Genomic DNA, 2,442 nt, shown 5'->3' with positions numbered 1-2,442 from the left:
CGGTGCGGTTCTCGGGGAGCGGGGGGGCGGCCGACGTGGCCGCGCTCGCCCGGCGCACCGTGATCATCGCCCGCCACGAGCGCCGCCGGTTCCCGGAGCGGGTGGACTACCGGACGAGCCCGGGGTGGCTCGAGGGCGGCGACTCCCGGGCCCGGGCGGGCATCGGCCGGGGCGGCCCCGCGGCCGTGGTGACGACCCTGGGGATCCTCCGGTTCCGGCCCGACACGAAGGAGCCCTACCTGGCCTCGGCCCATCCGGGGGTCGCGCCCGAGCGGGTCCAGGCCGAGACCGGGTTCCCCCTCGACGTCTCCGAGGCCGTGGAAACCCCGCCGCCCACGGCCGAGGAGCTCGAGATCCTCCGCCGGGTCGTGGACCCCGAGGGGGTGTTCCTGAAACGGGGCGGGTGACGCAGCGCCAGGCCTCGGTGCTGCTGCGGAAACCAGCGGGTGGGGGGCTGGTGGAGAGCCGGGTGCGGCCCCTCACGTCGCCGCGCCCCCACCAGGCTTGGATCGCTTTCGAAGATCCGGAACTTCCGCCACCCATGCCCCGGCCTACCAAGCTGGCAACGGCATGAGAAGGCGCGGCGAAAGGGGTGCTGCACTCGCGCCCGGCCGGAGCCAGCCCCCCACCCGCGTCGGGTAACTCTCTTGAAGCTATCAGGGATAGAGCTCCCGGATCCCCAGGGCCTCGAGTTCGGCGTCCACCAGGTCGGCCCAGCCCCGGTTGGCCCGGGGGTTCGCCGGGCTCGGGTGGCTGATCCTCCCCACCCGGACGCCGGTGCCGGCAAGGGCCTCCCGCGCCCGGCCCTCGGCAAACGCGCCGATCCCCACCACGATCCGGGGCCCCAGGAGCGCCACGGTGTCCCGGAGCGCCCGGTCGCAGGCCGCGAACAGGGGCTCCCTCTCGGCCTTCTTCAGCTTGTCGGGGGTGAGGTTCCGGCCCGAGGCCGTGAGGAACAGGAGCGGGCAGTAGTTCGCCACGAAACACCGGGCGAAAAACCGCTCGGGGCTCCCGAACCGCTCGGCGGCCCACCCCCACAGCCGAAGCCCGCTCACCTCGTCCCGGGGGCACCCGAACCCCTCCACCGGCCGCTTGGGGTGTTCCCGGTCGGGCTTGCCCACCGGCGCCTCGACCCCGAGCCAGCCCCGCACCCGGCTCACCGCGCCGAAGGGCACCCCGGTCTGGGCCATGCCGAAGGGGCCCGGGTTCATGCCGAGGAACACCACCTCCTTGGGCGGGGAGCCGTAGCGGTCCCAGTAGAGGTCGTAGGGGGCCCGGGCGTACACGAGGGGATTGTAGACGTAGGCCACGGGTTCGCCGAACCGGAGCCCGTCGAGTGCGTTCACGAGGCGGTCGGTGATGTCGCGGTGGGTCACGGCGTGGACTTCTCTCGGGAGGGCGGTCTTCGGTTACCGGTCTTCGGTCCGCCGCCGGGCGCGGCGGCCGCGGGGCCGGGTCCGGCCACGACGGCCAGGACCTCGGTCCCGTACCGGGCGAGCTTGGCCCGACCGATCCCCGGTACCTCGGCCAGTTCCTCCAGGGTTCCCGGCCGGGCTTCGGCCACGGCCCGGAGCGTGGCGTCGTGGAACACCACGTAGGGCGGAACGCCCTGGGCCCGGGCGGTTTCGAGCCGCCAGGCCCGAAGGCGCTGAAACAGGGCCTCGGCCTCGGCCGGGACCGCGGAGGCTGCCTGCGGCTGACTCCTGGTCCGCGTCCGCCCGGCCACCGGGTCCCTCCGGAGCCGGAGCTCCCGCTCCCCCCGGAGCACCGGCCGGGCCCGGGCCGTGAGCCGTAGCGCCCCGTGGCCCTCGGGCACCGGCTCCACCAGCCCGGCCGCGGCGAGCTGGCGAAACACCGAGCGCCAGGTGCGCTCGTCCAGGTCCGTCCCGATCCCGAAGGTGCTGACCCGGTGGTGGCCCCACCGACGCACCGCCGCGGTCTCCCGGCCCCGGAGCACGTCCACCAGGTGGCCCACCCCGAACCGCTGGCCCGTGCGGTAGACGCACGAGAGCGCCTTCTGGGCCGCCAGGGTGGCGTCCCAGGTCTCCACCGGCTCGAGGCAGGTGTCGCAGTTGCCGCAGGGGTGCTCCAGCGCCTCGCCGAAATACCCCAGGAGCACCTGGCGCCGGCACCCGGCCGCCTCGCAGTACCCCCACAGGGCGTCGAGCTTGCGTCGTTCGATCCGGCGGTGGGCCTCGTCGGCCTCCGAGAGCTCCAGGAGCCGGCCCAGGGCCACGATGTCGGAGAACCCGTAGGCCATCCAGGCCTCGGCGGGCAGCCCGTCGCGGCCGGCCCGGCCGGTCTCCTGGTAGTAGGCCTCGAGGCTCTTGGGCGGGTCGAGGTGGGCCACGAACCGCACGTTGGGCTTGTCGATGCCCATGCCGAAGGCCACCGTGGCCACCACCACGACCCCCTCGTCCTTGAGGAACCGGTCCTGGTGGG

The 2,442-nt window shown here is 74.5% G+C and carries 3 protein-coding genes; 1 reads left to right on the top strand and 2 read right to left on the bottom strand.

Annotation, left to right across the window (positions count from 1 at the left end):
• Positions 1-407, top strand: a 407-nt coding sequence (locus ACY0I8_RS17725) for a CoA-transferase (RefSeq protein ID WP_461395804.1), incomplete at its 5' end; no start/stop codon positions are given.
• Positions 408-656: 249 nt separating this feature from the next.
• Here ACY0I8_RS17725 and ACY0I8_RS17720 read toward each other — a convergent pair.
• Complete coding sequence (locus ACY0I8_RS17720; protein ID WP_461395803.1) at positions 657-1,376, bottom strand: uracil-DNA glycosylase family protein; 720 nt, start codon at positions 1,374-1,376, stop codon at positions 657-659.
• On the bottom strand, positions 1,373-2,442 hold a 1,070-nt coding region (locus ACY0I8_RS17715), incomplete at its 5' end, for an RQC domain-containing protein (protein WP_461395802.1). The genes ACY0I8_RS17715 and ACY0I8_RS17720, both read right to left, overlap by 4 nt.

It is taken from the genome of Deferrisoma sp. (assembly GCF_054681715.1).
This window is presented reverse-complemented; position numbering and strand designations above follow the sequence as displayed.